This window comes from Demequina gelatinilytica (assembly GCF_000971115.1).
Classification (GTDB): Bacteria; Actinomycetota; Actinomycetes; order Actinomycetales; family Demequinaceae; genus Demequina; species Demequina gelatinilytica.
In genome coordinates this window covers 93,998-118,740 of the sequence record NZ_BBLV01000009.1, presented here as the reverse complement: position 1 = coordinate 118,740, position 24,743 = coordinate 93,998, and the positions used below count along the sequence as shown (strand labels likewise).

At 70.0% G+C, this 24,743-nt stretch carries 18 protein-coding genes and 2 tRNA genes; 15 read left to right on the top strand and 5 right to left on the bottom strand.

Annotation, left to right across the window (positions count from 1 at the left end; all coding sequences use genetic code 11):
- The first annotated feature begins 1,059 nt into the window (after nt 1–1,059).
- From dnaN to AOM00_RS09285, 9 genes are all read left to right on the top strand, one after another.
- Nucleotides 1,060–2,187, top strand: a complete 1,128-nt coding sequence (dnaN, locus tag AOM00_RS09325; RefSeq protein ID WP_062517540.1) for a DNA polymerase III subunit beta — start codon at nt 1,060–1,062, stop codon at nt 2,185–2,187.
- On the top strand, nt 2,187–3,311 hold the full coding sequence (gene recF, locus AOM00_RS09320) for a DNA replication/repair protein RecF (RefSeq protein ID WP_062517539.1): 1,125 nt from the start codon (nt 2,187–2,189) through the stop codon (nt 3,309–3,311). Before dnaN ends, recF begins: the two co-directional genes overlap by 1 nt.
- A complete protein-coding gene (locus AOM00_RS09315) occupies nt 3,304–3,897 on the top strand; it encodes a DciA family protein (RefSeq protein ID WP_062517538.1) in 594 nt (197 codons plus the stop codon). Before recF ends, AOM00_RS09315 begins: the two co-directional genes overlap by 8 nt.
- Complete coding sequence (locus AOM00_RS09310) at nt 3,894–4,637, top strand: phosphotransferase (protein ID WP_062517537.1); 744 nt, start codon at nt 3,894–3,896, stop codon at nt 4,635–4,637. Before AOM00_RS09315 ends, AOM00_RS09310 begins: the two co-directional genes overlap by 4 nt.
- Nucleotides 4,638–4,899: 262 nt before the next feature.
- Nucleotides 4,900–5,745: a DUF4190 domain-containing protein gene (locus AOM00_RS09305; protein WP_062517536.1), complete on the top strand. Its 846-nt coding sequence runs from the start codon at nt 4,900–4,902 to the stop codon at nt 5,743–5,745.
- A gap of 410 nt (nt 5,746–6,155) precedes the next feature.
- A complete protein-coding gene (gyrB, locus tag AOM00_RS09300) occupies nt 6,156–8,219 on the top strand; it encodes a DNA topoisomerase (ATP-hydrolyzing) subunit B (RefSeq protein WP_082096854.1) in 2,064 nt (687 codons plus the stop codon).
- A 52-nt stretch (nt 8,220–8,271) separates the two neighbouring features.
- Nucleotides 8,272–10,872: a DNA gyrase subunit A gene (gene gyrA, locus AOM00_RS09295; RefSeq protein WP_082096867.1), complete on the top strand. Its 2,601-nt coding sequence runs from the start codon at nt 8,272–8,274 to the stop codon at nt 10,870–10,872.
- A gap of 155 nt (nt 10,873–11,027) precedes the next feature.
- Nucleotides 11,028–11,747 carry a hypothetical protein gene (locus AOM00_RS09290; protein WP_062517533.1) on the top strand — a complete coding sequence of 240 codons (720 nt, stop codon included), beginning with the start codon at nt 11,028–11,030 and terminating at the stop codon, nt 11,745–11,747.
- 63 nt (nt 11,748–11,810) lie between these two features.
- Nucleotides 11,811–12,113 carry a hypothetical protein gene (locus AOM00_RS09285; protein WP_062517532.1) on the top strand — a complete coding sequence of 101 codons (303 nt, stop codon included), beginning with the start codon at nt 11,811–11,813 and terminating at the stop codon, nt 12,111–12,113.
- Between the two features lie 59 nt (nt 12,114–12,172).
- On the opposite strand, the gene AOM00_RS09280 is transcribed toward AOM00_RS09285, so the two are convergent.
- Complete coding sequence (locus AOM00_RS09280) at nt 12,173–14,674, bottom strand: FAD-dependent oxidoreductase (RefSeq protein ID WP_062517531.1); 2,502 nt, start codon at nt 14,672–14,674, stop codon at nt 12,173–12,175.
- Nucleotides 14,675–14,858: 184 nt separating this feature from the next.
- On the opposite strand from AOM00_RS09280, the gene AOM00_RS09275 reads away from it, so the two are divergent.
- From AOM00_RS09275 to AOM00_RS09265, 3 genes are all read left to right on the top strand, one after another.
- Nucleotides 14,859–15,314, top strand: coding sequence for a Fur family transcriptional regulator (locus AOM00_RS09275; RefSeq protein WP_062517575.1), 456 nt, complete (start codon nt 14,859–14,861; stop codon nt 15,312–15,314).
- A gap of 27 nt (nt 15,315–15,341) precedes the next feature.
- On the top strand, nt 15,342–16,856 hold the full coding sequence (locus AOM00_RS09270) for a catalase (RefSeq protein ID WP_062517530.1): 1,515 nt from the start codon (nt 15,342–15,344) through the stop codon (nt 16,854–16,856).
- Between the two features lie 271 nt (nt 16,857–17,127).
- Nucleotides 17,128–18,639 carry a SulP family inorganic anion transporter gene (locus tag AOM00_RS09265; protein WP_062517529.1) on the top strand — a complete coding sequence of 504 codons (1,512 nt, stop codon included), beginning with the start codon at nt 17,128–17,130 and terminating at the stop codon, nt 18,637–18,639.
- A gap of 24 nt (nt 18,640–18,663) precedes the next feature.
- Here the strand turns inward: AOM00_RS09265 and AOM00_RS09260 are convergent, their stop codons facing one another.
- Nucleotides 18,664–21,003, bottom strand: coding sequence for a bifunctional lysylphosphatidylglycerol flippase/synthetase MprF (locus AOM00_RS09260; protein WP_062517528.1), 2,340 nt, complete (start codon nt 21,001–21,003; stop codon nt 18,664–18,666).
- A gap of 165 nt (nt 21,004–21,168) precedes the next feature.
- On the opposite strand from AOM00_RS09260, the gene AOM00_RS15795 reads away from it, so the two are divergent.
- The 3 genes from AOM00_RS15795 (at nt 21,169) to AOM00_RS09245 (ending at nt 22,470) form a co-directional block, all read left to right on the top strand.
- Nucleotides 21,169–22,095, top strand: coding sequence for a DUF3566 domain-containing protein (locus tag AOM00_RS15795; protein WP_228373459.1), 927 nt, complete (start codon nt 21,169–21,171; stop codon nt 22,093–22,095).
- A 78-nt stretch (nt 22,096–22,173) separates the two neighbouring features.
- Nucleotides 22,174–22,247 (top strand) — tRNA-Ile (locus tag AOM00_RS09250).
- A 147-nt stretch (nt 22,248–22,394) separates the two neighbouring features.
- Nucleotides 22,395–22,470 (top strand) — tRNA-Ala (locus tag AOM00_RS09245).
- A 71-nt stretch (nt 22,471–22,541) separates the two neighbouring features.
- On the opposite strand, the gene AOM00_RS09240 is transcribed toward AOM00_RS09245, so the two are convergent.
- The 3 genes from AOM00_RS09240 to AOM00_RS09230 form a co-directional block, all read right to left on the bottom strand.
- Nucleotides 22,542–22,940: a heavy-metal-associated domain-containing protein gene (locus AOM00_RS09240; protein WP_062517527.1), complete on the bottom strand. Its 399-nt coding sequence runs from the start codon at nt 22,938–22,940 to the stop codon at nt 22,542–22,544.
- Between the two features lie 106 nt (nt 22,941–23,046).
- Nucleotides 23,047–23,853 (bottom strand): ABC transporter permease, encoded by an 807-nt coding sequence (locus AOM00_RS09235; protein WP_062517526.1) that lies wholly within the window; start codon nt 23,851–23,853, stop codon nt 23,047–23,049.
- Nucleotides 23,853–24,719 (bottom strand): ABC transporter permease, encoded by an 867-nt coding sequence (locus tag AOM00_RS09230; protein WP_062517525.1) that lies wholly within the window; start codon nt 24,717–24,719, stop codon nt 23,853–23,855. The genes AOM00_RS09235 and AOM00_RS09230 overlap by 1 nt, the downstream gene beginning before the upstream one ends.
- Nucleotides 24,720–24,743: the final 24 nt, after the last annotated feature.

Genomic DNA, 24,743 nt, shown 5'->3' with positions numbered 1-24,743 from the left:
AACGTTCGTCAGGACGCGCCGTGACGGCGCGGTGGTCACGGCCGTCATCCCATCGCGAGGACGATGCCCGACCGGTCTCCCGATGCATCGTCCGTCTCGAGCCTTCCTGGTGAAGGAATCGCGCCTCCTACGCGCCTGCGGCCTCCCGACGCACCGGGAGGGCCCCGAATCGCGTGTCAGGAGCCCCTGTGCCGGGCGCACGCCCCACGGCTGGCGCGAGCTGCACGGGCCTCCTACGCCCGTTCCTCCACCACCTCACGCCGCGGTGCCGGTGGAGCTGCTGGCGCGGGTCCCTCGCCTCGACGGCTCCTGACGAACGAATCCGGGCCTTCCGAGCGTGAAGGGGTCCCTCGGGCGGCGGGAGAGGTCGATTCCTTCGTCAGGAGCCGATACAACGCGATCAGTCGGCAGCAACCGTGGAGCGGTTGCCCGCGATAGCCGCCGCATACCTCGCTCCTGAGCCCTCCTGACGAACGGATCCGGGCCTCAGGCGACCGCGACACGCCCACACATGCGAGGACAGCCGGAATCGTTCGTCAGGCGCGAACCTCCCGCGACCCCAGCTCCTCATGACCCCCGGGACCGGGATGCGACACCGCCCGGAATGTGCCGCCAGCCTTCCCGACAAGGAACGATGCCCGTGCAAGAGGCGCCCTCAGAGGCCCTCACAGCGTCGCGGCGGGCTCACCACGGCCATTTCCCTCACAAATGTGGAAAACTCTGTGGACGCCCGTGGATGACGTGCTGAGTCCACAGGGGACGGCCTGTGAAGAATGACAAGAATTCCGACGCGCCCGTCAGGCCCGTCCCCGGGTCGTCCCCAGCCTCGGCAGCTCTCACCCTCAGTTCGCTCACAACTGGATTCCTGTCATTTCCAGGCCGGACGCGAGAACTCCACAGAATCCACGGTGCCTAATACGACCATGAGACCACCTTCTTGTGATTGTCCACATGGCCTTCATCAGCGCCCGCGCCACCGGGGCCGGCCGACCGCCTGAGACGCCTACCTGCATCGTCCGACCCGTGGCATAGTCTGTGGTCAGAATCAGAGGAGCAAGCATGAAGTTCACCGTCGAGCGCGACGTTCTGGCAGACGCCGTCGCATGGACGTCGCGTGCCGTCCCGGCACGTCCGCCCGTCCCCGTCCTCGCGGGAGTCAGGATCACCGCCGACGCCGAGGGACTCGTCCGTCTCGCGAGCTTCGACTACGAGGTCTCCGCGCGCGGCGAGTTCCCCGCCGATGTCGAGCAGGCCGGAGAGGTCCTGGTGAGCGGGCGGCTCCTCCGCGAGATCGCGAACGCGCTCCCGCACAAGCCGGTGCAGCTCTCGCTCGAGGGAACCAAGGTTTCCGTGACGTGCGGCGCCTCCCGCTTCACGCTCGCCACCATGCCGGTCGACCAGTACCCGTCGCTGCCCGAGCTGCCGGAGCACTCCGGCACCATCGACGGCTCGACGCTGCAGCAGGCCGTCGCGCAGGTCACCTCGGCAGCATCGCGTGACGAGACCCTGCCGATCCTCACCGGGGTGCGGGTCGAGATCGAGGGCTCGCACATCTCGCTGCTCGCGACCGACCGCTACCGTCTCGCGCTGCGCGAGCTCGACTGGACCCCGTCGAAGCCCGACATCAGCGCCGTCGCGCTCGTACGTGCCAAGACGCTGGCCGACACCGCGAAGGCGCTCGGAGCCGGCGAGGTCACGGTCGCGCTGAGCTCCGGCCAGGGCATGGACCTCATCGGCTTCGAGGCCGGCGGCCTGGTGACCACCTCGCTCCTGATGGACGGCGACTACCCCCAGGTGCGCCGCCTGTTCCCCGAGTCGAGCCCCATCACCGCGACGGTCCGGACGCAGGACCTCATCGACGCGACGCGTCGCGTCGCGCTCGTGGCCGAGCGCAACTCGTCCGTGCGGCTCGCCTTCGCCGAGGGCGAGGTCACGCTCGACGCCGGCCAGAGCGACGATGCACAGGCGTCGGAGGCGCTGACCGCCCACCTCCATGGGGACCCGATCACGGTCGCGTTCAACCCGCAGTACCTGCTGGACGGGCTTTCCGCCCTCGGAACTGACTTCGTGCAGCTGGGCTTCACCCAGGAGACCAAGCCTGTCGAGTTCGTGGGCCTGTCGGAGCCGGGCGGCGAGGTCGCGGCGGACTTCCGCTACCTCCTGGTGCCCATCCGCATCGCGTCGTAGTGCGCGTCACCCACGTCCAGCTCGCGGACTTCCGCTCATATGCGCAGGCGGAGGTCGAGCTGGGTCCGGGAGTGACCACGTTCGTCGGGCGCAACGGGCAGGGCAAGACCAACCTCGTCGAGGCGTTGAGGTACCTGTCCGTGCTCGGGTCGCACCGGGTGGCGGCGGACGCTCCGCTCATCCGATTCGGAGCCGAGCGGGCAATCGTCCGCGCCAAGGTGGAGAAGGCGGGCAGATCGCTCGGTCTCGAGGTCACGCTCAACGCCGGCCGCGCGAACACGGCGCGTCTCAACAGGGGCGCGGCGCGTCCCCGCGACCTGCTCGGGATCCTCCGTACCGTGCTGTTCGCTCCCGAGGACCTCGCGCTCGTCAAGGGCGATCCGTCCGGCCGCCGCGCCTTCATGGACGAGCTCTGCGTCGCGCTGCAGCCCGCGCTCGCCGGCGACCTGAGCGACTATGAACGGGTGCTCCGTCAGCGCACCTCGATGCTCAAGACCTCGCGGCACGCGCGCGGGGACCTGACCATGCTCGACATCTGGGACGAGAAGCTCGCCGAGCTGGGCGGACGCATCGTCGCGGCCCGGCTGCGCGCGGTGCGGGCCCTTGGACCGCACGTGTGGAAGGCCTACCAGGACGTCGCGCCGGACGGTGGCGAATGCGCGATCGTGTATACATCGTCGCTGGCAGATGAGATGCCCGAGGATGCCGTGGCGCTCTCGGAGCTGCTGCTGGCCAAGCTCCGCGACGTGCGGCCCAAGGAGCTCGAACGCGGCGTCACCCTCGCGGGGCCGCAACGGGACGACCTCGACATCCGTCTCGCGGGCATGCCCGCCAAGGGCTATGCGAGCCACGGCGAGTCATGGTCGTGCGCCCTTGCGCTGCGGATCGGCACATACGACCTCCTCACCTCGGACACCGGTCCGGACTCGGGAGCCGACGGCGAACCCGTCCTCATCCTCGACGATGTGTTCGCAGAGCTCGATGCGGGGCGCCGCGCCGCGCTCGCCGCGCGGCTCGAGCGGGCGAGCCAGGTGCTCATCACCGCGGCCGTGGCGGAGGACGTCCCCGCGGTGCTCGCGGGCCGTGCGATCCCGGTGACCAAGGGACGTGTGGGCGATGAGTGAGACACCGCGGGATGGCGACGAGCCTGGTGAGGGCGTCATCGTCCCTGATCAGAGCGGAGGCGACGCGGTCGGCGAGCCGCTGGTCCCAGCCGATGCCGCGCGCCTCGCACGGGAGGCCCTCGAGCGCGCACGGGCGTCCGCACGTCAACGCGGCGCGACGCGCACCAGCCCGCGACAAGGGCGCAAGCAGCGCGAGCAGGCCCGGCGTGACACCGTGCCCTACGGCAAGGGCCGCGATCCGGCGCCCATGAGCGACGCGGTCGCGGCGCTGCTGCGACGCATGGGATGGACCGAGCAGATCGAGGTCTCCTCTGTCACCGCACGATGGCGCGACGTCATCGGCGATCGCATCGCCGACAACTGCGAGCCGCTCGGCTTCGAGGAGGGCGTGCTCACGGTGAAGGCGAAGTCGACCGCCTGGGCGACGCAGCTGCAGATCATGTCCGGGCAGGTCCGCCATCGGATCAACGAGGAGTTCGGCCGTGAGATCGTCACGGAGCTCAAGGTGCTCGGGCCTACCGCACGGTCCTGGACCAAGGGACCCCGATCGGTGAAGGGCCGGGGACCCCGGGACACGTACGGATGACGTGGATCGAGGGCGAGGAGATCGCCCGGGGTGCGACGGCGGTGGTGCGGCGGGGCGCGCACGGCACCGTGGTGAAGAGCTTCGATCCGGGCATCCCGCGCATCGTCGCTCATCTCGAGGCGGAGGGCTCCCGTGCCGCCATGGATGCAGGTCTCCTGGTGCCGGCGCTGCTCGATGCCGCGCTCGACGCGGATCCGCCTACCTTGACCTTCGAGTGCATCGAGGGCCCGTCGCTCGCGGTACATGGCGACGTCATCGGTGCGCGCGGCGTGGGCGAGGTGCTCGCGACGGTCCAGCAGCGGATCCGCGCCGTGACGGCGCCGGCGCTGATCGGCCCCGAGGACTTCCTCGGATTCCAGATCCGAGAAGCTGATATGCCAGGCACGATGCGGGACGCGGCGCTTGCCGATCTCGAGTCGCTCGTGGCTGCGGGGCCGCGCGTGCTGTGCCACATGGATCTGCACCATCTCAACGTGCTGTGGGCCGACGGACCGGTCGTGATCGACTGGAACAACGCGATGGGAGCGCCCGCGGAGGCCGATGTCGCCCGCACCCGGACGCTGCTCGCGCACGGGGACCTCAGGGACATCCTCGACGGATTCCTGGCGCGCACGGAGGAGCTCGCACCGGGGCTCGTCGAGGAGTCGCGCGCCTGGGACCGGGTCATCGCCGCCGCCCGGTTGGATGAGCGCCCGTCGGCTGCGGAGCGCGAGGCGATCCTGGAGCGCTGGGCCGGCTGACGCGCCTGCGCGGTCGTCCGGGCGGTCGGGATCGTGAGGGCTTTTGCCCATTCGTGACGTGTGGGTCTTCTCACGTCCGAAACCGCGTCGAGGGCGGTCAGGGGTCCCTACGATTGCTGGCGCACACATATCAGCATCAGGTGTCGAAAATTGCCCTCGAGGCGTGCGCGCCCGGCCGAGGTCGGGCGCCGCGGCTCGCGTGCAAGACCCGGTGTGCCCCATGCACCACAACAGGCGTGCCAGCGCGCCAAGGAGAAGCAACATGACCGACCAGACGACCACCACCCCTGCGGCGCCCGCGCCCGCTGCGCCGCTCAAGAAGGGATTCGCGGTCACCGCGCTGGTGCTCGGCATCGTCGCGATCGTCGGCTCGTGGATCCCGTTCCTGTCGATCGGCTCGATCCTCATCGGTCTCATCGGCCTGATCTTCGGTCTCATCGCGACGGTGAAGGCGCTCCGTGGCAAGGCGGCCGGCAAGGTCATGGCGATCATCGCCACGGTCCTCTCCCTGCTCTCGATCATCTTCGGATTCATGTCCACCAGCGCGGGCGTCGACGCGGTCGACGAGGCCTTCGACGAGCTCGGCGGTGAGATCAGCGCCGAGTCCGCCACCGACGCGGAGGATGCCGACGCCACCGATGCGGAGACCGAGGACGCGCCCGCAGACGAGCCCGTCGTCGGCTCGTTCGAGGCCCCGGCTGCCATCGGCGACGGCACCGTGTGGAACGTCGAGCAGGGTGGGGACGCCTGGGCGATCACCTTCGACGAGGTCACGCTCATCGACACCTACGACGGCGAGGGCCAGGTCGCCGTGGTGACCGGCACCGCGACCCCCACCGCGATCGACGAGGGCCCGACCTCCAACTGGGTGACCTTCCCCATGATCGGCTGGATGGCGGACGGCATGACCGTCGACGACACGTTCGAGATGGCCGACTACGACCAGATCGGCGACAAGTACCGCAGCACCATCGAGCTCGAGGGCACCGAGGGCACCGAGATGAGCTTCTACTCGACCGTGAGCCTGCCCGAGGGCGTGCTGCCGAACCTCATGACCGTCGAGACCCTCTTCGGCTCGGACGCGATCTACTTCGAGACCGGTCTGTAGGACGCGCGGAGCAGCCTCGCCCGAGGCGCTCCCTCGGAAGGCGTGCCGCCGCGGGTGATCCCCGCGGCGGCGCGCCTTCGTGCTTCCCGGGCGGCCACGGAAGCCGGGCCCGTTCGTGGGACCGAGGTCTGACGACATCGTCGAAGAGTGGCCTACCGTGTTAATTGCACTATGTGTCGGAAGCGCCCATGAGGGTGCCGACACCTGCCGGTGCGACGGATGGGGCGCGCGGGACTCCTCTCCCGCATGCGCCCCATCCGAGTGCCGGAGGGCCAGGGGACGGCCCTCCCTGCGCGGCCGCCTGAGGGCCGCAGGGAGGGCGCCTCACCTCGGATCCCTGTTTCGGCGGGGCGTCGAGTTCCCCCCAATCGCCCCTGAAACGCGCGAATTCGCCCCTCAGAGCCACTAGAATGGCTGGAGATACGACGGGACTTGTACCAAGTCCCGTCGACGGCGTGAAAGGCGAATCTGTGGCGAATAGCGAAGAGCGGGCGAGCGAGCCTGCCTACGGCGCCGAGAACATCACCGTCCTGGAGGGCCTCGAGGCCGTCCGCAAGCGTCCCGGCATGTACATCGGGTCCACGGGCGAGCGAGGTCTCCACCACCTGGTCTACGAGGTCGTCGACAACTCCGTCGACGAGGCCCTGGCCGGCTACTGCGACACCATCACGGTGACGCTCCAGGCCGACGGCGGCGTCAAGGTGACCGACAACGGGCGTGGCATCCCGGTCGACATGCACCCGACCGAGGGCAAGCCCACCGTCGAGGTCGTCATGACGATCCTCCACGCGGGCGGCAAGTTCGGCGGTGGCGGCTACGCGGTCTCCGGTGGCCTCCACGGCGTCGGCATCTCCGTGGTGAACGCCCTCTCCTACAAGGTCGAGACCGAGGTCAAGCGTCAGGGTCACGTCTGGCGCCAGTCCTTCGCCGAGGGAGGCAAGCCCCAGGGCACGCTCGTCCAGGGCGAGGCCACCGAGGAGACCGGCACGCAGCAGACGTTCTGGGCCGACCCGCTGATCTTCGAGACCACCGAGTACGACTACGAGACCCTGCGCGCCCGCTTCCAGCAGATGGCCTTCCTCAACAAGGGCCTCAGCATCACGCTCACCGACGAGCGCCCCGAGCACATCGCGGCCGAGGACGATGCGGAGGCCGAGGAGCAGCCGACGTCCCGCACGGTGACGTACAAGTACGACGGCGGGCTGGTCGACTACGTGGCGCACCTCAACGCCGCCAAGAAGGCCGAGCTGGTCCACCCCGAGGTCATCTCGCTCGAGTCCGAGGACACCGAGAAGAAGATCTCCCTCGAGATGGCCATGCAGTGGACGTCCGCCTACTCCGAGGGCGTGTTCACGTACGCGAACACCATCTCGACCACCGAGGGCGGCACCCACGAGGAGGGCTTCCGCGCCGCGCTGACCACCCTGGTGAACAAGTACGCACGCGAGAAGGCGATCCTCAAGGACAAGGACGACAACCTCACGGGCGACGACGTCCGCGAGGGCCTCACCGCCGTCATCTCGGTCAAGCTGGGGGAGCCTCAGTTCGAGGGCCAGACCAAGACCAAGCTGGGCAACACCGAGGCCAAGACCTTCGTGCAGCGCGTGGTGAACGAGCAGCTCACGGACTGGTTCGACGCCCACCCCAACGAGGCGAAGGACATCATCCGCAAGGCGATCCAGGCCTCGCAGGCCCGCATCGCCGCCCGCAAGGCGCGCGAGGCGACCCGCCGCAAGGGCCTCCTGGAGTCGGGCGGCATGCCCGGCAAGCTCTCGGACTGCCAGAGCCGCAAGCCCGCCGAGTGCGAGATCTTCATCGTCGAGGGCGACTCGGCCGGCGGCTCCGCCAAGGCCGGCCGTGAGCCCTACAACCAGGCGATCATGCCCATCCGCGGCAAGATCCTCAACGTCGAGCGCGTGCGCCTCGACCGCGCCCTGTCGAACCAGGAGGTCCAGGGCCTCATCACCGCGTTCGGTGCGGGCATGGGCGAGGACTTCGACATCGACAAAGCGCGCTATCACAAGATCGTGCTGATGGCCGATGCCGATGTCGACGGCCAGCACATCCGCACGCTGCTGCTCACGCTGCTGTTCCGCTACATGCGCCCGCTGATCGAGGCCGGCTACGTCTACCTCGCCCAGCCGCCGCTGTTCAAGATCAAGTGGACCAACGCGGACCACGAGTACGTCTACTCCGACCGTGAGCGCGACGCCGTGCTCAAGGACGGCCTCGCCAACGGCAAGCGCATCCCCAAGGACAACGGGGTGCAGCGCTACAAGGGTCTGGGCGAGATGAACCACGAGGAGCTGCGGGTCACCACCATGGACCCCGCGACCCGCACCCTGCTCCAGGTCACCATGGACGATGCTGCCGCCGCGGACGAGATCTTCTCCGTGCTCATGGGAGAGGACGTCGAGTCCCGCCGCAGCTTCATCCAGCGCAACGCGAAGGACGTGAGGTTCCTTGACATCTGAGACCCCCGAGTTCGACCACGGGAAGATCGAGGCCGTCGACCTCAACACCGAGATGCAGCGGTCCTACCTGGACTATGCGATGTCGGTCATCGTCGGCCGCGCCCTCCCGGACGTCCGTGACGGCCTCAAGCCCGTGCATCGTCGCGTGCTCTACGCGATGTTCGACGGCGGCTACCGCCCCGATCGCGCGTTCTCCAAGTGCTCGCGCGTGGTCGGCGACGTCATGGGCAAGTACCACCCGCATGGTGACAGCGCCATCTACGACGCGATCGTCCGCATGGTGCAGCCGTGGTCGCTGCGGTACCCGCTGATCGCCGGCCAGGGCAACTTCGGCTCGGCGGGCAACGACGGCGCCGCCGCCTCGCGATACACCGAGTGCAAGATGGCGCCGCTGGCCATGGAGATGGTCCGCGACATCGACAAGGACACCGTCGAGTTCGAGGACAACTACGACGGCCGCGAGCAGGAGCCCACCATCCTGCCGGCGCGCTTCCCCAACCTGCTCGCGAACGGCTCCGCCGGCATCGCGGTCGGTATGGCGACCAACATCCCGCCGCACAACCTCCGCGAGCTCGCGGACGGCGTGCAGTGGCACCTCGACCACCCGGACGCGAGCCGCGAGGAGCTGCTCGAGGAGCTCATCCGCCGTATCCCGGGCCCCGACTTCCCCACCGGCGCGACCATCCTGGGCCGCAAGGGCATCGAGGACGCGTACCGCACGGGCCGCGGGCTCATCACGATGCGCGCGGTGGTGAACATCGAGGAGATCCAGGGCCGCATGTGCCTGGTGATCACCGAGCTGCCGTACCAGGTCAACCCCGACAACCTCGCGATCAAGATCGCGGAGCTGGTCAAGGACGGCAAGGTCTCCGGCATCGCGGACATCCGCGACCAGACGTCGGGCCGCACGGGCCAGCGCCTCGAGATCGTGCTCAAGCGCGACGCCGTGGCCAAGGTGGTGCTCAACAACCTCTACAAGCACACGCAGCTGCAGGAGACGTTCGGCGCCAACATGCTCGCCATCGTCGACGGCGTGCCCCGCACCCTGTCGCTCGACGGCTTCATCCGCCACTGGACCACGCACCAGCTCGAGGTCATCCAGCGCCGCACCGCGTACCGCCTCCGCGAGGCGGAGCGCGAGGCGCACATCTTGCAGGGATACCTCAAGGCGCTCGACGCGCTCGACGAGGTCATCGCGCTCATCCGCCGCTCCCCCTCGGCGGACGAGGCTCGCGTGGGCCTCATGGAGCTGCTCGACGTCGACGAGGTCCAGGCGACCGCGATCCTCAACCTCCAGCTGCGTCGCCTCGCGGCGCTGGAGCGCCAGAAGATCACGGACGACTACAACGCGCTCATGGTCGAGATCACGGACCTGCGCGACATCCTCGCCAACGAGCAGCGTCAGCGCACCATCATCTCGGAGGAGCTCGCCGAGGTGGTCCGCAAGTACGGCGACGACCGCCGCACGGTGATCCACCCCTTCGAGGGCGACGTCTCGATCGAGGACCTCATCGCCGAGGAGGAGATGGTGGTCACCATCACCCGCGGCGGCTACGTCAAGCGCACGCGCTCGGACCAGTACCGTGCGCAGAAGCGGGGCGGCAAGGGCGTCCGCGGCGCGACGCTGCGGAACGACGACGTGGTCGAGCACTTCTTCGTCACCACCACGCACCACTGGCTGCTGTTCTTCACCAACCTGGGTCGCGTCTACCGCGCCAAGGCGTACGAGCTTCCCGAGGGCGGCCGCGATTCCAAGGGCCAGCACGTCGCGAACATGCTGGCGTTCCAGCCGGGCGAGGAGATCGCCCAGGTGCTCGACCTGCGCAGCTACGAGGACGCGGACTACCTGGTCCTCGCGACCAAGCGCGGCCTGGTGAAGAAGACCGAGCTGAAGGCCTACGACTCGAACCGCACGGGCGGCCTCATCGCGATCAACCTGCGCGAGGTCGAGTCCGAGGACGGCGAGCTCAAGTCCGACGAGCTGGTCTCCGCGCGGCTTGCATCCGCCGAGGACGACCTCATGCTGGTGTCGCGTCTGGGCCAGTCCCTGCGCTTCAACGCCAAGGACGAGGAGCTGCGCCCGATGGGCCGCGCGACCTCGGGCGTCAAGGGCATGAGCTTCCGCGGCGATGACGAGCTGCTCGCCATGGATGTCATCCTCGCCGGCACCGCCGTCGCGACGGACGATGCCGAGGCCGAGGAGGCGTCGGAGGACGAGGTCCAGGCGGGCGAGGGTCCGTACTCGTTCGTGGTGACCCGCCACGGCTACGCCAAGCGCACCGGTGCCTCCGCCTGGAGCGCCAAGCACCGCGGCGGCCTGGGCGTGAAGGTCGCGACCCTCACCGAGGAGCGCGGCGACCTGGTCGGCGCGCTGCTGGTCGAGGACACCGACGAGGTGCTCGTGATCATGGAGTCCGGCAAGGTGGTCCGCTCGGCCGTCTCCGAGGTCCCGGTCAAGGGCAAGAACTCGATGGGCGTGATCTTCGCGAAGCCCGGCAAGGGCGACCGCATCATCGGCATCGCCCGCAACGTCGAGCGCAACCTCGAGGGCGACGAGCCGCTCGAGGGCGAGGAGGCCGAGGAGGGCGCGGTCGAGGCGGAGTCCGGCGCTGCTCCCGAGGCCGAGGCGCCGGAGGCTCCCGCCGCGGAGTAGGCAACGCTGTACCCGAGGGGCCGGTCGCGCACGCGACCGGCCCCTCGGGCGTCCCCGGGCGGCTCTTGGCCGGTTCTGCGAGATGTTCGCGCCGCCGCGGTCGATGAGTGTCGCCGCTGCTAGATTCCGATCATCACGCGGAGCGAGGGGGCATCGTGGAGGGTTGGGCATACGCGGGCACGGTGGTCGTCGCGGCGCTCGTCGGCGTCGCGGTGATGCGCGCGGTCGAGGCGCGCCGCCACCGCGCGCTCGGGATCGGCGTGGGCATCGTCGTCGCCGCCGCACTCGGGATCACGGCCACCTCTGTGGGGGAGGCGATCGCCGCGCGCGACACGCAGCCGCTGCTGCAGTCGAGCACGCTCGACGGGTCGGGCGTCGGGTTCTCCGCGGAGATCCGCAACGAGCGCCTCTCCTTCGACGGCTCCACGTACGTCTTCCGCTACGGCGACGGATCGGAGCGGCTGGTCGAGGAGCTCCTCCAGGCCTATCCGGGTGGGATCGTCGAGGACGACTGGACCGTGGTCGTCGACGGGTTGAGGTATCGCGTCGCTCGGACCGGGCTCGACGACGCCGCCGAGGGCGACGACGTCTACATCCTCAGCTCGGACACGCTCACCGTGACCGACGGGCAGGGCACCTCGTTCACGATCCCCTTCCCGCCCGTCGCCGATCCGACGACCGCGCTCGCGACCGCCGAGACCGACGCGCGCTGGGAGGTGGGGACCTTCCTCTCCGAGCCGCAGCTCGCCGACTACTACGACGCGCTCGGTGGTGTGGCCCGCGACGGCGACGCCTTCATCGTGCCCACCTCCGAGGGCGGATCCGCCCGCGTGTGGTTCCCGGATCCGACCACGCTGAGCGTCGCCCGGGCGTAGCCCGCCCGCGCGGATGCGCGCCGCGCTTGTTAGATTCCGAACAGGACGTGGACGGAGGATCACGTGACGGGTGCGGGCTTCTGGCTGGGCGTCGGGGCGATCGTGGCGGCGATCATCGCGCTGGTGCTGTTCTGGGCGCCCTTGGCCGGCATCATCGTGGCGGTCGTGGCCGCGGGCCTCGCGATCGCCTCCCTGGTGATCGGGGTGCGCCGCGGCAGCGGGTCCGGGATGGCGGTCGGCATCGTCACCACGCTCGCATCCTTCGTCGCGATCGGGTGCGCGGTCGGCTACGTGAGCATCTTCGGGATCGGCCAGCCTCAGCAGCTCGAGAACCCCGCGACGCATCCCGCCGCCACCACCGGGTGACATGACGACGCCGCACCGCCCCTCGAGGGGACGATGCGGCGTGTCGGCTTGGTGCCGGCCTAGATGAAGAGCGTGGTGCCGCTCTCGTTGGCCTCGCCCAGGAAGGTCGCGACACCGGCGAGCTCGACGCCGTCGAGCAGGTCCGACTGAGCCATGCCCAGCAGGTCCATGGTCATCGTGCAGCCCAGCAGGCGGGCGCCGCCGTCCTGCGCCGACCTGATGAGCTCGGGCAGCGACGGCACGTCGTTCTGCTTCATGACGTTCTTGATCATGGCGGTGCCGGCTCCCGCCATGTGCATCTGCGACAGCGTGAGCTTCTCCGCGCCGCGAGGCATCATGGCGCCGAACATCTTGTCCATCATCTTCTTCTCACGCTTGGGCGGCTCGGCCTTGCGCAGGGCGTTGAGGCCCCAGAACGTGAAGAACATCGAGACCTCGTCGCCCATGGCGACCGCGCCGTTGGCGATGATGAACGCCGCGAGCACCTTGTCCAGGTCGCCGCTGAAGACCACCATCGAGGTCTTGCTCCTGCCGCCGATCGCCTGCCCGCTCGCGACCGGGGCCACGCCGCCCTTGCGGAAGGTGCCCACGAAGCCGGGCCCCTTGGGGTCGAGAGATACGAGCGTGTGGCCGTTCTTCGAGGCCCACGCGGGTCCGTCGAGCGCGAAGCCCGGGTCGGAGACCGTCACGCGGACCTCGTCGCCGGCGTTGGCCTTCTTCATCGCGTCGGCGAGGCGCATGATCGGGCCGGGGCACGCGAGGCCCGTGCAGTCGAGCTCGGTCATCTGGCCGGTCGCGGCGGCCACCGCCGAGGCGACCGAGACCTTCTCCGCGTAGTTCTCCATCGGAGGCTGCGCCGTGTACTGGTCGGCCGGGTCGTCGTGGACATGCCCGAACGTCGTGGAGCCGCCGGACAGGGTGGCGACGTCCGTGAAGCCGTTCTGCACCAGGATCCGGTGGGCCAGGTACGAACGGAACCCGACCGCGCAGTAGAGGCGGATCGGCTGGTCCTTGTCCTCCCAGCCCTTGATGGCCTCGCGGAACGTGGCCAGCGGCACCGACTCGGCGCCGGGCAGGTGATGGATGCCGTACTCCTCGGGGGTGCGCACGTCCACGAGGCGCGCGCCGTCGGCGAGCGGCCACTCCTGCGCGTACCAGAGCGTGAAGTCGCCGCGGATGGTGTTGGCGGCGACGAAGCCGGCCATGTTGACGGGATCCTTCGCGGAGCCGAACGGCGGCGCGTAGGCGAGCTCCTGCTCCTCGAGGTCGAAGACCGTGAGGCCCGAGCGGACCGCCATGGCGAAGAGGTCGAGGCGCTTGTCGACGCCGTCGAAGCCGCACGCCTGAGCGCCGAGCACGCGGCCGTCGGTCGGGGAGAACAGCAGCTTGATGTGCATCATCGCGGTGCCGGGGTAGTAGCCGGCGTGGCCCGACGGGTGCACGTGGGCCACGCGGTACTCGACGCCTGCGGCGTCGAGCTGACGCGAGGTCGCACCCGTGCCGCCCGCGGTCATGTCGAAGACCTTGACGATGCTGGTGCCCTGGGTGCTCTTGTACTCCGTGTCGCGGCCGCAGATGTTCTCGGCGGCCACGCGGGCCTGACGGTTCGCGGGGCCCGCGAGGGGTGCGAGGTACTGGCCGGGAAGCACCGGGTGGGCGGTCTCGACCGCATCACCCGCCGCGTAGATGTCCGGGTCCGAGGTCTGCATGTGCGTGTCGACCTTGATGCCGCCGCGCTCGCCCAGCTCGATCCCGGCGTCCTTGACCAGCTGCACGGCGGGCTTGACGCCCGCGGCGAGGATGACCAGGTCCGCCTTGAGCACGGTGCCGGAGTTGAGCTCGACGCTCACGCGGTCGCTGCCGTCGGAGTCGGACAGCGGTTGGAAGGCCGCGGCTGCGGTCGAAAGGTGGAGGCCGATGCCGCGCATGCGCAGGTGCTGCTCGACGGGCGTGGCGATCTCGGCGTCCACGGGCGGCAGGATCTGGTCGGAGAGCTCGACCACGTCGACGCGCACGCCGCGGTGGTGGAGGTTCTCGGCCATCTCGAGACCGATGTAGCCGGCGCCGACCACGACGGCGGTCACGGTGCCGCGCTGTCCCGCCTTCTGCTCGGCGATCGCGTGGTCGAGACGGGTCTTGATGCGGTCCATGTCGCCGATGCGGCGGAGCACCTCGACGGCGGGGTGGTCGATGCCGGGAAGGGGCGGACGGACCGCCTCGGCGCCCATGCACAGCGCGAGCTTGTCGTAGGACTCGGTGTACTCGCGCCCGCTGTCGACCTCCCGCGCGGTCACCGTCTTGGCCTCGCGGTCGATCGCGACGATCTCGGTGGCGATGCGCACATCGAGGTTGAGCGACTCGCGCAGGCTCTCGGGAGTCTGGAGGAGCAGGCGCGATCGATCGGAGATGACCTCGCCCACGTGGTACGGCAGGCCGCAGTTCGCGAACGAGACGTGGTGGCCGCGCTCGAAGACGATGATCTCCGCGGACTCGTCGAGACGCCGCGCCCGTGCGGCGGTGGATGCTCCTGCGGCGACTCCGCCGACGACGACCAGCTTCATGACATACCTCCCGGGGTACTCGATCCTGATCAACAAGATATCCCCCGGGGTATCCACACCTGGGGGTACTTGGTCACGCTTCCAGCATGGGAGCACGGGCGTCGCGGCGCTCGTTGGCGACCTGTGGGTGCGGTGCGGAAACTTTCATTTGAGTCATTCAAAAAAAGGCTCTATGCTGATGCTCATGAACCTCAGCGACGCCACCGACCTGCTCCGCGGAGCAGGTCTGCGCGTCACCGAGCCGCGACGTGCGGTCATCGAGGCCCTCAGGGGCCTGCCGCACGCCTCGGCCGACGCGATCCACGCCAAGGTCGCGCAGACGTTGCCAGACGTGTCCCTCCAGACCGTCTACAACGTGCTGCGGGACCTCACGGGCTGTGGGCTCACCCGGTCGATCGAGCCGGGTGACCACCCGGCCCGCTACGAGCTCCGGGTGGGCGACAACCACCATCACCTCGTGTGCACGCGCTGCGGCGCGATCACCGATGTGGACTGCGTGATCGGTCATGCCCCGTGCCTGACCCCGAACGACGACCACGGCTTCGTGCTCAGCGAGGCGGAGGTCACCTTCTGGGGCCTGTGCACGTCGTGCCAGTCCGAGGTCGCCACCGCGTCGGACCCCGTCCCCGTCACCACCTGAACGTCACCACTTCCTAGGAGGACCTCCATGTCGGAGAAGTTCACGACCACCAACGCCGGCGCCCCCGTCGCCTCGGACCAGCACTCGCTGACCGTGGGCAACAACGGCGTCACCGCGCTGACCGACCACTACCTGGTCGAGAAGCTCGCGCAGTTCAACCGTGAGCGTGTCCCGGAGCGCGTGGTGCACGCCAAGGGCGGCGGCGCGTTCGGCACGTTCACCACCACCAACCCGGAGATCGCGAAGTACACGCGTGCGGCGCTGTTCCAGGACGGCGTGCAGACCGAGATGCTCGCGCGCTTCTCCTCGGTGGCCGGCGAGCACGGCTCGCCCGACACGTGGCGCGACCCGCGCGGCTTCGCGCTGAAGTTCTACACGACCGAGGGCAACTACGACCTCGTGGGCAACAACACCCCGGTGTTCTTCATCCGCGACGGCATCAAGTTCCCCGACTTCATCCGCTCGCAGAAGCGCCTCCCCGGCTCGCACCTGCGCGACAACGACATGCAGTGGGACTTCTGGACCCTGCAGCCCGAGTCGGCCCACCAGGTCACGTGGCTCATGGGCGAGCGCGGCCTCCCCCGCTCGTGGCGCGAGATGCAGGGCTACGGCTCGCACACCTACCAGTGGATCAACGCCGAGGGCGAGCGCTTCTGGGTGAAGTACCACTTCAAGAGCCAGCAGGGCGTGCACGGCCTCACCATCGAGGAGGCGGGCCAGCTCGCCGGCTCGGACGGCGACCACCACATCCGCGACCTCTACGAGCACATCGAGGCCGGCGACTTCCCGCGCTGGGACCTCTACGTGCAGGTCATGCCCTACGAGGACGCGAAGACGTACCGCTTCAACCCGTTCGACCTCACCAAGGTGTGGCCGCACGGCGACTACCCGCTCATCCCGGTGGGTGTCATGGAGCTCAACAAGAACCCCGAGAACTACTTTGCGCAGATCGAGCAGGCGACCTTCGCCCCCTCGAACTTCGTCCCCGGCATCGGCGCCTCGCCCGACAAGATGCTGATGGCGCGCATCTTCTCCTACGCGGACGCGCACCGGTACCGCGTGGGCACCAACCACGCCGACCTGCCGGTCAACTCCCCGCACGCCGCGGACGCGAACGGTCACTCGTACGCCAAGGACGGCGCGATGCGCTACTCGTTCGCGTCGCCCGACACGCCCGTCTACGCGCCGAACAGCAAGGGCGGCGCGCACGCCGACGCCGCCCGCGCCGGTGACGCGGGCAACTGGGAGTCGGACGGCGAGATGGTCCGCGCCGCCGCGACCCTGCACGCCGAGGACGACGACTTCGGTCAGGCCGGCACCATGTACCGCGAGGTCTTCGACGACGCGGGCAAGGCGCACATCCTCGAGCAGATCACCGGCCACGTCGGCGCGGTGAAGTCCGACGAGATCCGCGAGCGTGCGATCCAGTACTGGACCAACGTCGACGCCGACCTCGGTGCGAAGCTCCGCGCGAACCTCGCGGGCGAGGCGCCCGTCGAGGCCGGCGAGCCCGGCACCGGCGTCGAGCCCGTCACCGTCTAAGCGGCTCCTCGACGGCCCGGATCCCCGCGAGGGGGTCCGGGCCGTCGTCATGCCCCGCGGCTCCGTCGCACAGGCGACGGCGCCACCGGTCGATCCGGTCCCAGCGGGACCCGGCTCGCCGCCGACGCGTCGCACCCCGTGCGGCGGACCTGCACATCGATGCGGCGGAGCCGTGCGAGGGGCGCCGGGTACCCTGGCTGCGGCCGATGCCGGCCTCCCCTACCTTGCACGCGGCGCCGCCGCGCGCGCCGCCTGCCCGGACGGAGTCCCCATGCCCACCCCCGCCCGCACCGCCACCGGTGTGCCCGAGGCCGCCGCCGCATCGTCCTGGAGGGCCGCTCTCAAGCCGCGCACGCTGCGCATCGAGCTCGTGTCCGGCCTCATGGTCGCGCTCGCGCTCATCCCCGAGGCGATCTCCTTCTCGATCATCGCGGGCGTCGACCCCCGCGTCGGCCTGTTCGCCTCCTTCACCATGGCCGTGTCGATCGCGTTCCTGGGCGGCCGCCCCGCGATGATCTCCGCCGCCACCGCGGCGGTCGCGCTCGTGGTCGCGCCGCTCGCCAAGGAGCACGGGCTCGACTACCTGGTGCTCGCCGTCGTCCTCGGCGGCCTCATCCAGGTCGCGCTCGGGCTCCTCGGCGTCGCGAAGCTCATGCGGTTCATCCCGCGGTCGGTCATGGTCGGGTTCGTGAACTCGCTCGCGATCCTCATCGCGATGGCGCAGCTGCCGCACCTCACGGACAAGCCGTGGACCGTGTACGCCCTCGTCGCGGTGGGCCTCGCGATCATCTTCCTGTGGCCGCGCCTCACCAAGGCCGTCCCGGCGCCGCTGGTCGCGATCATCGTGCTCACCATCGTCACCGTGTGGGCGGGCATCGCGGTGCCGACGGTCGGCGACGAGGGCGCGCTGCCGGAGGGGCTGCCCGGGCTGTTCGTGCCCGACGTGCCGTGGACGCTCGACACGCTGCGCATCGTGCTCCCCTACGCGCTCGGCCTCGCGCTCGTGGGCCTGCTCGAGTCGCTCATGACCGCGAAGCTGGTCGACGACGTCACCGACACCCACTCCGACAAGACGCGCGAGGCCTGGGGCCAGGGCGCGGCCAACGTCATCACCGGGCTGTTCGGCGGCATGGGCGGCTGCGCGATGATCGGCCAGACCATGATCAACGTCAAGGCCGGCGGCGCGCGCACGCGCCTGTCGACGCTGTCCGCGGGCGTGTTCCTGCTGATCCTCATCCTGGTCCTCGGCGACGTGGTCGCGGTGATCCCCATGGCGGCGCTCGTCGCCGTCATGCTGTTCGTGTCGTGGGCCACGTTCGACTGGCACTCGATCCGCCCGTCGACGCTCACGCGCCTGCCGCGGTCCGAGAACTCCGTGATGCTGCTCACCGTCGCCGTGGTGGTGGTGACCCACAACCTCGCCTACGGCGTGGTGGCGGGCGTCCTGCTCGCGAGCGTGCTGTTCGCCCGCCGCGTCGCCCACCTCGCGGAGGTCACCGGCGGCCCGGTCGAGGACGGCGTGCGCCGTTACACGGTGGCCGGCGAGCTGTTCTTCGCGAGCTCGAACGACCTCTACAGCCAGTTCGACTACGCGGGCGACCCCGAGCGCGTGGTCATCGACATGACGCACTCGCACGTGTGGGACGCCTCGACCGTCGCGGCGCTCGACGCCGTCGAGCACAAGTACGCGACGCACGGCACCGCGGTGGAGATCGTGGGCCTCAACGAGGCCTCGCGCGCGTTCCACGGCCGCATGTCCGGTCACCTCGGGGCGGGGCACTAGGCGCGAGCACGATGCCCGACGGCCTCAGTCGGGTCGCGTCACCGCCGCGCGCACCATGTCGGCGGCCGTCGCGTCAGGGAGGTAGGCGCGCAGGATCGCGGCGGCGATCGCGGGCAGCTGCGCCTCGTCCGGGTACATGAGGAACAGCGGACGGTGCTCGGGCTTGAACTTCGCCTTGAACCGCTCGAGGCTCGTGAAGCCGTAGTAGGGCTCCATCTTGTCGGCGAGCACGTCGAGAAGGCGCTCGATGGTCCCCTCGACCTCGCCTGAGTAGCTGAGCGGCGCGGCGGACAGCGAGATGAACTCGTAGCCCGCCTCCTTGAACTCGACCGCGGACTGCGCGATGAGGAACTCCATCACGCCGCTCATCACGCCGTCGTCGAGGCGGCGCTTCATGATGTCGATGGTCCAGCCGACCACGTCGCCGTCGCGGTAGACCGGCAGCCAGCTGGTCATGCCGTGGACGGTGCCGTCGGCGTCGACCGCCACATGCATCTCGACGTTCGGGTCGTCCGCCTCGTGAAGGTCGCCCAGCGTGAAGCCCATCTCGGGCAGCGACTTGTCCCCCGCCCACTGCGCGGAGATCGCCTCGAGCTGGTCCTTCATGCCGCGGGGCGCGTCCGCGAAACGCACGGTGCGCATCGTCACGCCCTCGCGCTTGGCACGGTTGATCGCGGACCGCACGTCCTGCCACGCCTTGCCGGTGAACGCGAGCTCCGGCAGGTGGACGACCGTGTCCTCGGCGACCTGGATGCCCTTCCAGCCCGCGCCCTCGAGCGTGGTCCGCGCGTCCTCGCTCACGGCGAAGTAGGCGAGGCGCCACCCGCGGGAGCGGCAGTAGTCCGCGAGCTCGGCGTGCGTCGCGGCGACGCCCGCGTCGCCCACGGGATCGGAGAGGACGATGACGGTGCTCCCGACCTGCTTGAAGCCGACCCCCCCGCGACCGTCGTCGGAGATCCAGTGGTCGATGCCGTCCCACCGGGTCATGTACCCGATGCTCGTCATCGCGGGTGTGTCCCGCTGGAGCGCGATGTAGCGGTCCCGCACGGCGCTCTCGGTGCTGTGCTGGCGCGACGCGAGCAGCAGCGAGGCCAGGAAGATCGCGAAGGCGATGAACCAGACGATCCCGATCGCGCTGAGCAGGGTGCGCGCGAGGTCGGTGGTGCCCTCGAGGCCCGTGGTGCCGCCGAGCACGCGGGCGGCCGCCTCGCCGACCGCACGGCCGAGCGTGGGCGAGGGGGAGACCTGATCGCCGAGCGTCAGGATCGCGACGACCGTGAAGGTCATGAGGCCCGCCAGGGTCAGGAGGCCCCGCCGCCACACGCGGCGCCGGCTGGCCTTCGACGCCTTGACAGCGAAGCAGCGCCGCCAGACCAGCAGCAGCACCACGAGCGCCGCGTCGAGCAGCAGGTCGAGCATCACCGAGGGGGTCGGCTCCACGAAGAAGCCGCCGACGAGCGCGAGGGACGCGAGCACGAGGATGACCCACCACGCGCCCCGGCGGCCCTTGTGCAGCGCGTATGCGAACGCGAGCGAGACCACTGCGCTGCCCACGAGGCCGAGCGTGGTGATGGTGGCATCGTCCGTGCTGCCACCGAAGTCCAGGATCCCGCCCGAGCCGGGCCAGATCCGGGTGAGGAGCTGATGGAGGCTCCCGAACGCGAGGACGATGGCTGCGGCATCGCGCACCTCCTGCGTGCCGAACCGCCAGTCGACGCTCTCGCGCGCGCGACCCACCACCCAGGGGCCGATGAGCACGCCGGTGAGGAAGGCCGTCGCGTGGGTGAAGTCCCAGATCTCGGCGGCGTAGAGGATCATCGCGATGCAGTACAGCGACACCACGAGCCGGACGCGCCGGCGCCACAGCAACGGGAAGCCTGCCGTCGCCGCGCCGAGCGCTCCGAAGCCGCCGTTGCTGAAGCCCACGTCGGGGACGTGGGCGAGCTCCTCGGCCCAGTCGACCCCCGCGGCGCCGAGCACCAGCAGCAGCCCTGCGGTCGCCAGCACCGCGACCACGTGCGTGCCCAGGACCGCGAGCAGCATCCGGAGCGTGCCGTAGTGCAGCTCGAGGTAGCCGCCCCCGACGCAGAAGACGACGAGGATCAGGCCGTACATCCATGGCTCGGGCGCGATCGCGGCCCCGGCGAGCAGGTTGAGCCAACGACCCTCCGCGAACTCGTCGACGCCCCAGCCCCACCGGTCGACCAGTCCGTTCGACTCGGCGGACGTCCACAGGGCCCCGGTCAGCGCGCCTACCGCGAGGATGATCGCGGTGACCGCGATGGTGCCCGGCACCCGTCGCGCGAACGCGAGGGCGCGCGCGGCGTTCGACATGCTCTCCGGATCCGGTGCCACGGCCGTCATGCGGCCACGCTAACCGAACTTGAGCGCTCCCGGCAGGGGATCCGCGGCGCGCGACCAGGGGGAATGACCTGCGCACGCGCCTCGGTTACCCTTGACGATGATGCCCGCACGCGTCGGCGAGCGGACCGGACCGCTCGGAAGCGTGTCAGAACACAGGGAGCATGGATGAACGCGGACGACCGCACCACCTCGACGGCCCGCGGCCTCTACACGCCGCGACCGACGGAGCCGACCACGGGACAGGTCCCGGCACGCCGTGCCTTCATGCCGGTGGGAGCCGAGACGCCGGTGTCGACGCAGTCGCCCACCTCGCAGCCCGCTCCGGCGGCCTCGGCGGCGGCTCCGACGTCGACGGGCTCGATCCCGACGCGCACGGCGCTCCGCCCGCAGACGGCGCCCGAGGGTGTCCCCACCACGCGGCCCGCCGCGCCGCAGTCCACGCAGCAGCCGACCAGCCAGCCCGCGCCGCAGCAGGCCCCGCGCCAGAGCGCGCCGCAGACCGTGCGCCCGACGCAGCCCCAGGCCTTCGCCCCGACCGGCGTCCCGGCGGCTCCCGCCGCTCCCGCGACGCCCGCCGCCCCGACCGAGGCACCGGCGCGGCGCGACGGCGCGATCGGCACGGGCACCGCGGTGCTCGGCGCCGGTGCGGCCAAGGTCAAGGACTTCGCCGGCCGCGCGGCCGACAGCTTCAAGGCGGGTGACGACCTGGGCGTGCCGACCGCCAAGGGCGGCCCCCGCAAGGCGCGCGTGCTGCTGTCGCGCATCGACCCGTGGTCGGCGCTCAAGCTCGGCTTCCTGCTCTCGATCGCCGCAGGCATCATGTTCGTGGTCGCGGTCTTCGTGCTGTGGACCGTGCTCAACCAGATGGGCGTGTTCACGCTGGTCAACGAGTGGGTCGTCAAGCTGTTCTCGACCGACTCCGAGGTCGACATCATGCAGTTCGTCCAGCAGAACAAGGTGATGGGCGCCGCGACCCTCGTCGCCGTCATCAACGTGGTCCTGCTGACCGCCCTGTCGGCCATCGGCGCGTTCCTCTACAACGTGGTCTCCTCCGTGGTCGGCGGCGTCTACGTCACCCTCACGGACGACTGATCCCGCCCGCGCCGGCCGCGATTTTGTTTCGCGGCTGGCGTCCGGTATCGTTTATCGCCGCGGCAGTGATGCCGCGAGGGGCCCATAGCTCAGGCGGTTAGAGCGCTTCGCTGATAACGAAGAGGTCGGAGGTTCAAGTCCTCCTGGGCCCACCGAGGTGATTCGATGAGGACCACGCTGATCCTGGCAGCCGCCTTCGTGGCTGGCGCCGTCGCGTTCGTCCTCATCACCGAGAACTCCGATCGAGACGTGTGGGACGATGTCCACCATCCGGTCCGCTGACCATCGGCAGACCACGAGGGGCCTTGGCGCAATTGGTAGCGCACCTGCTTTGCAAGCAGGGGGTTAGGGGTTCGAGTCCCCTAGGCTCCACCAGGAACGGAAGGCCCCGCCGGCGGCGGGGCCTTCGTCATGTCCGGGGTCGTGGAGACGATGCGCGGGGGCCTTCAGCAGCAGCCGCCCGCTCCCCCGCCGCAGCAGCCGGCCTCATCGGCGGCCTGGACCGGCGTCTCGTCCTTCGCGGACCCGCAGCCGCAATGGCCGCCGCAGGACGCCATCCCCTCGTCCTCGCCCACGGTCGCGAGCTCGACCTCGCGTGCGGACTCGAGGGTGTACCCCGCATCGTGCACCGCGGCGTCGGCCTCGAAGGCGAAGTCCTCGGCGGAGGTCTCGGGCGAGAGCAGGACCACGGCCTTGCCGCTCGCGTGATCCACCGAGGCGGAGCGCACGCCGGGCAGGGCGACGAGCGCATCGTGCACGCTCGAGGAGCAGCCGTCGCAGGTCATGCCCGAGACGTCGAGGTCGATGACGGTGCCGGTCCCGCCGGCAAGCGTGGTGTCGTTCATGACACGACCGTAGGCCTTCCCCTGGGCTGGAAGGTCAACCCTTGGTCCCGGCGATCCGCCGCCCGCCCCGTCGAGAGCGCCGCGCGCACGGGACGGCCGGCGAGGATCAGCGCGAGACGGCCTCCGCGTCCTTGGCGGTGAGGCGCTGCGCGATCGCGAGCGGGATCACCGACACGACCGCGAGGATCACCGCGATGACCGCGACCACGGGCGCCTGCGACGGGCGGAACATGTTCTGCAGGATCCACAGCGGCAGCGTGGTGACGCCGGTGCCCGCGGTGAAGGTGGTGACGATGATCTCGTCGAAGCTGAGCGCGAAGGCGAGGAGGCCGCCCGCCATCAGCGCGGACTTGAGATGCGGGAAGGTCACCAGCCGGAAGGTGGTGAAGAGTCCCGCGCCCAGGTCCATCGACGCCTCCTCGAGGCGGGTGCCCGACGCGTTGAGGCGCGCGAAGGCGTTGTTGTAGACGGTGACGATGCAGAACGTCGCGTGCGCGACCACCAGGGTCCACATCGCGAGGTCGACGCCCATCAGGGTGCGGAACGCGTTGTTGAGCGCGATGCCGGTGACGATGCCGGGCAGCGCGATCGGCAGCACGATGAGCAGGTTGACGGTCTCCTTGCCGAAGAACCGGTAGCGCGACAGGGCCATCGCCGCGAGCGTGCCCAGCACCAGCGCGATGGCGGACGCGATGGCCCCGACGACCACCGACGTGCCGAGCGCCTCGAGGGCTCCCGTGCTGTGGAGCGCACGCCCCCACCATTCGAGCGTGAAGCCCGGCGGCGGCCAGGACAGGCTCTCCGAGGTGCTGATCGAGTTGAGGAACACCACCCCGAGCGGCAGGTAGATGAGGGCGAGCACCACCAGGGTGATGGCGCCGAGGACGATGCGGGCGACGCGTCCGAGCTGCATCAGAGGCTCCTGAGCGCCCCGGTCCGGCGGACCGCGGCGAGGTAGACGAGGATGATCCCGATCGGGATGAACGAGATCGCTGCGGCGAGCGGGAGGTTGTTGGCGGCGCCCACGTTGTCGTAGACGAGCGTCCCCAGCATCTGCGTCGCTCCGCCCACGATCTTGGTGGAGATGTAGTCGCCCAGGCTGAGCGAGAACGCGAAGATCGAGCCCGCGATGATCGCCGGCCGGATCATCGGCAGCACCACCGAGACGAGCGTGCGCCAGCCCTGCGCGCCCAGGTCGGCCGATGCCTCGAGCAGGCGGTCCGGCACGCGGTCGAAGCCCGCGTAGATGGGCATGATGACGTACGGCAGCCACAGGTAGGACAGCGTCAGCACCACGCCCACGAGCCCGTAGCCGGGGGTCGATCCCCCGAACGGCGAGGCCGCCCACTCGATGAGCCCGTCCGAGGACAGCAGCGCGCGCCACGCGTAGACCTTGACCAGGTAGGACGCCCACAGCGGGGCGAGCACCGCGATCACCAGCAGGTGGCGCAGGCGCGTGCCCGCCACCTTCGCCATGAAGAACGCGACCGGCACCGCGACGGCGATGTCGATCAGGGTGACCAGCAGCGCGATGCCGAGCGTGCGCAGGGTGACGGTCCGGTAGAGCGCCTCCGTGAACACCTCGACGACGTTCTCGGTGGTCCACTCGATCTGCACCTGGCCGGTGAGCTCGTCGACCGTCCAGAACGCGGTCACGAGCAGCGCCGCGAGGGCGACGATGTAGACGAGGCCCAGCCACAGCACGGGCGCCGTCAGCAGGCTCGCGAGCTGCAGGCGCCGGCGAGGGGCCAGGTAGGTGGAGACGCGATGCGAGGTCATGGTTCCTTCGAGGGACGATGCGGG

What these genes read in the sequence shown, in the direction of transcription:
- AOM00_RS15795 (WP_228373459.1), top strand. Translation starts at nt 21,169, where the DNA reads ATGAACGCGGACGACCGCACCACCTCGACGGCCCGCGGCCTCTACACG.
- AOM00_RS09265 (WP_062517529.1), top strand. Translation starts at nt 17,128, where the DNA reads ATGCCCACCCCCGCCCGCACCGCCACCGGTGTGCCCGAGGCCGCCGCC.
- AOM00_RS09310 (WP_062517537.1), top strand. Translation starts at nt 3,894, where the DNA reads ATGACGTGGATCGAGGGCGAGGAGATCGCCCGGGGTGCGACGGCGGTG.
- AOM00_RS09240 (WP_062517527.1), bottom strand. Translation starts at nt 22,940, where the DNA reads ATGAACGACACCACGCTTGCCGGCGGGACCGGCACCGTCATCGACCTC.
- AOM00_RS09305 (WP_062517536.1), top strand. Translation starts at nt 4,900, where the DNA reads ATGACCGACCAGACGACCACCACCCCTGCGGCGCCCGCGCCCGCTGCG.
- gyrA (WP_082096867.1), top strand. Translation starts at nt 8,272, where the DNA reads ATGCAGCGGTCCTACCTGGACTATGCGATGTCGGTCATCGTCGGCCGC.
- AOM00_RS09260 (WP_062517528.1), bottom strand. Translation starts at nt 21,003, where the DNA reads ATGACGGCCGTGGCACCGGATCCGGAGAGCATGTCGAACGCCGCGCGC.
- dnaN (WP_062517540.1), top strand. Translation starts at nt 1,060, where the DNA reads ATGAAGTTCACCGTCGAGCGCGACGTTCTGGCAGACGCCGTCGCATGG.
- AOM00_RS09270 (WP_062517530.1), top strand. Translation starts at nt 15,342, where the DNA reads ATGTCGGAGAAGTTCACGACCACCAACGCCGGCGCCCCCGTCGCCTCG.
- gyrB (WP_082096854.1), top strand. Translation starts at nt 6,156, where the DNA reads ATGGCTGGAGATACGACGGGACTTGTACCAAGTCCCGTCGACGGCGTG.
- AOM00_RS09315 (WP_062517538.1), top strand. Translation starts at nt 3,304, where the DNA reads ATGAGTGAGACACCGCGGGATGGCGACGAGCCTGGTGAGGGCGTCATC.
- AOM00_RS09275 (WP_062517575.1), top strand. Translation starts at nt 14,859, where the DNA reads ATGAACCTCAGCGACGCCACCGACCTGCTCCGCGGAGCAGGTCTGCGC.
- AOM00_RS09280 (WP_062517531.1), bottom strand. Translation starts at nt 14,674, where the DNA reads ATGAAGCTGGTCGTCGTCGGCGGAGTCGCCGCAGGAGCATCCACCGCC.
- AOM00_RS09235 (WP_062517526.1), bottom strand. Translation starts at nt 23,853, where the DNA reads ATGCAGCTCGGACGCGTCGCCCGCATCGTCCTCGGCGCCATCACCCTG.
- AOM00_RS09230 (WP_062517525.1), bottom strand. Translation starts at nt 24,719, where the DNA reads ATGACCTCGCATCGCGTCTCCACCTACCTGGCCCCTCGCCGGCGCCTG.